Source organism: Burkholderia sp. LMG 13014, assembly GCF_905232215.1.
Taxonomy (GTDB): domain Bacteria; phylum Pseudomonadota; class Gammaproteobacteria; order Burkholderiales; family Burkholderiaceae; genus Burkholderia.
In genome coordinates, this window is sequence record NZ_CAJNKE010000651.1 from 1 (window position 1) to 3,169 (window position 3,169).

A 3,169-nucleotide genomic window follows, 5' to 3' on the forward strand; every position below is an offset into this window, starting at 1 on the left:
CGCGACTACACCGACCGCGCAGCCGCGAACGTGAGCACCACCACGCTGCCGATGTCGCCGACGTTCCAGTTCAGCGGTCCGTCGGGCGCACTGGCGGCGCCGTACGTCGCGCCGTCGCAATAAGCGGCGCGGCCTTCTTTCCCTCCCAACCTGAGGATCGCAATGAAACGTCTGTTGCTGGCGCTTGGCGGCGCCGCCCTTCTCGCGACCGCGACCGCACCTGCGTTCGCGCAATCGGCTACCGCGCACCCCGTCGTGCAGCTGAAGACCTCGCAGGGCGACATCCGCGTCGAGCTCTACCCGGAGAAGGCGCCGAAGTCCGTCGCCAACTTCCTCGATTACGTGAAGGCCGGCCAGTACAACGGCACGATCTTCCATCGCGTGATCAAGGGCTTCATGATCCAGGGCGGCGGCTACAAGACCAACTTCGAGGAAAAGCCGACCCGCGCGCCGATCCCGCTGGAGAGCCGCAATGGTCTGAAGAACCAGACGGGCACGATCGCGATGGCACGCACGAGCGATCCGAACTCGGCCACCGCGCAGTTCTTCATCAACACGGTCGACAACAGCAGCCTCGACTACCCGAACCCGGACGGCAACGGCTATGCGGTGTTCGGCAAGGTCGTGTCGGGTCTCGACGTCGTGAAGAAGATCGAAGGCGTCGCGACGACCTCGCGCGGCCCGATGCAGGACGTGCCCGCGCAACCGATCGTGATCGAATCGGCCAGCATCGTCTCGAAGTAAGAACCTGCCGGCACGTCCGGCGCCACACGCGGCCGCGTCGCACGACCGGCCGCGTGCCATTTAAACCGCCTCACCGAAGGAATTCATCATGGTTGAACTGCATACGAACCACGGCGTGATCAAGCTCGAGCTCGACGCCGCGAAGGCACCGAAGACGGTCGAGAACTTCCTGAACTATGTGAAGAAGGGCCACTACGACGGCACCGTGTTCCATCGCGTGATCAACGGCTTCATGATCCAGGGCGGCGGCTTCGAGCCGGGCCTGAAGCAGAAGCCGACCGACGCGCCGATCGACAACGAAGCGAACAACGGCCTGAAGAACGACAACTACACGGTCGCGATGGCGCGCACGAACGATCCGCACTCGGCAACTGCCCAGTTCTTCATCAACGTGAACGACAACGACTTCCTGAACCACTCGTCGCCGACGCCGCAAGGCTGGGGCTACGCAGTGTTCGGCAAGGTCGTCGAAGGCCAGGACGTGGTCGACAAGATCAAGGGCGTCAAGACGGGCAACGCTGGTTTCCACCAGGACGTGCCGGCTGACGACGTCGTGATCGAAAAGGCCGTCGTGGTCTGACGCGCCGTTACGGAGGCACTTCGATGTTGCAGGAGAGTCCGCCGCGAAGCGTCTCCGCGGGCGTGCCGGGCGAGCGCGAATACGCGCAAGCCGCACGCCCGTTCCTGTTTCTCTCCGATCTGCATCTGAGCGAAGCGATTCCGAAGACGGTCGCCGCGTTCGAGCATTTCGTGAAATACACCGCCGACAGCGCCGATTCGGTGTTCATCCTCGGCGACCTGTTCGAATACTGGATCGGCGACGACATCCTCGACGACGATCCGTTTGCAGCCCGCATGGCCGCGCTGATGCACACGTTCTCGGAGCGCGGCATTGCGCTCTACGTGATGCACGGCAACCGCGATTTCCTGCTCGGCCGGCGCTTCATGAAGGCGGCCGGCGCGATGCTGCTGCCCGATCCTTCGCTGATCATGGCGTTCGGCCAGCGCATCGTGCTCGCGCACGGTGATGCGCAATGCACGGCCGACCGCGGCTACCAGCTGTTCCGCCGCTTCGCACGCAACCGCGTCGCGCAATGGCTGTTTCTCGCATGGCCGTTCCGCTGGCGCCGCGCGCTCGCGCAGCGCATGCGCTCGAACAGCGAAGCGGGCCGGGTGCGCCCTGCTTCGGCGATTTACGATGTCACACGTGAAGGCGTGGCCGCGCTGTTCCGGAAAAGCCGCGCGAGCGTGATCATTCACGGCCACACGCACCGCCCTGCGAGCCACGCAGAGCCGGGCGGCATCCGCTGGGTGTTGCCCGACTGGGATCTCGACCACGGCAAGCCGCGTGGCGGCTACCTGCGCGTCGATGCGGAAGGCATCCACGCGATGCCGCTCGACTGAGCGCCGCTGCCGCCGCACCGAGCGGCAGCCGCGGGCATCCGCTGAATTACGCCTGGCGTTCGACCGACTTGCCTTCCAGCACGGCCGACAGCCGGCGCAGATCGAGGCGCGCCGCGTCGGCGCCCTGCAGCGTTTCCAGATGCGTGCCGAGCCGTTCGAGCGCCGCGACGATCTCATCGACGCGGCGGCTTTCCTTCGCTGCGTGATCGATCAGCCCATGAATCGCGAGCGACATCGGATCGTCGGCATTCGGTGTGATCCCGTACGCGCAGAATGCCGCGCGTTCGGGCTGCGGCTTCGGCTGTGCCGGCATCACGATGCGCGCCGGATTGCCGACTGCCGTGCCGCCCGCCGGCACCGGCTTCACGACGACCGCGTTCGAACCGATCTTCGCGCCCGCACCGACGGTGAAACTGCCGAGCACCTTCGCTCCCGCACCGACGATCACGCCGGCTTCGAGCGTCGGGTGGCGCTTGGCGCCGCGCGTGAGCGACGTGCCGCCCAGCGTCACGCCCTGATAGATCGTGCAGTCGTCGCCGACGATCGCCGTCTCGCCGATCACGACACCCATGCCGTGATCGATGAACACGCGCCGGCCGATCGTCGCACCGGGGTGGATTTCGATGCCCGTCAGGAACCGGCCGGCCTGCGACGCGAAACGCGCGAGCCAGTAGCGCTTCGCGCGCCAGCATGCGTGCGCGAAACGATGCAGCACGAGCGCATGCAACCCCGGATAACAGGTCAGCACTTCCCATGCACTGCGAGCGGCGGGATCCCGCTCGCGAATCGTTGCAACGTCTTCGCGCAGTCTCGTGAACATGATGTGGTCTGGGAAAAGGCCGGCGCGCATCGCCGGCAATGACCGGCCGTTATCGCGCCGGGTAATTTACTTATGACGTCCGGCGATTGTAGGGCGAGTCGCGCACGGCCGCACGAGCCCGCGCGTTCACCCCGCCGCCGGCACGGGTATTCGGGCGGAACGCTTGCTGCCATTGGGTCTTCGGGATCGCCGACCGGGTGG

Annotated in this window: 4 protein-coding genes; 3 read left to right on the forward strand and 1 reads right to left on the reverse strand. The window is 66.0% G+C overall.

Annotation, left to right across the window (positions count from 1 at the left end; all coding sequences use genetic code 11):
• The first annotated feature begins 162 nt into the window (after positions 1-162).
• The 3 genes from JYJ84_RS32510 (at position 163) to JYJ84_RS32520 (ending at position 2,148) form a co-directional block, all read left to right on the forward strand.
• A complete protein-coding gene (locus tag JYJ84_RS32510) occupies positions 163-744 on the forward strand; it encodes a peptidylprolyl isomerase (RefSeq protein WP_122945750.1) in 582 nt (193 codons plus the stop codon).
• A gap of 88 nt (positions 745-832) precedes the next feature.
• The gene (locus JYJ84_RS32515) at positions 833-1,324 is read left to right on the forward strand and encodes a peptidylprolyl isomerase (protein ID WP_011352518.1); all 492 of its coding nucleotides are present in this window, start codon (positions 833-835) and stop codon (positions 1,322-1,324) included.
• A gap of 23 nt (positions 1,325-1,347) precedes the next feature.
• Positions 1,348-2,148 carry a UDP-2,3-diacylglucosamine diphosphatase gene (locus JYJ84_RS32520; RefSeq protein ID WP_122945751.1) on the forward strand — a complete coding sequence of 267 codons (801 nt, stop codon included), beginning with the start codon at positions 1,348-1,350 and terminating at the stop codon, positions 2,146-2,148.
• A 46-nt stretch (positions 2,149-2,194) separates the two neighbouring features.
• On the opposite strand, the gene cysE is transcribed toward JYJ84_RS32520, so the two are convergent.
• Complete coding sequence (gene cysE / locus JYJ84_RS32525) at positions 2,195-2,998, reverse strand: serine O-acetyltransferase (RefSeq protein ID WP_080741796.1); 804 nt, start codon at positions 2,996-2,998, stop codon at positions 2,195-2,197.
• Positions 2,999-3,169: the final 171 nt, after the last annotated feature.

Bases quoted from the DNA above. Each gene is read 5' to 3' on its own strand.
- JYJ84_RS32510 (WP_122945750.1), top strand. From the start codon at position 163: ATGAAACGTCTGTTGCTGGCGCTTGGCGGCGCCGCCCTTCTCGCGACC.
- JYJ84_RS32515 (WP_011352518.1), top strand. From the start codon at position 833: ATGGTTGAACTGCATACGAACCACGGCGTGATCAAGCTCGAGCTCGAC.
- JYJ84_RS32520 (WP_122945751.1), top strand. From the start codon at position 1,348: ATGTTGCAGGAGAGTCCGCCGCGAAGCGTCTCCGCGGGCGTGCCGGGC.
- cysE (WP_080741796.1), bottom strand. From the start codon at position 2,998: ATGCGCGCCGGCCTTTTCCCAGACCACATCATGTTCACGAGACTGCGC.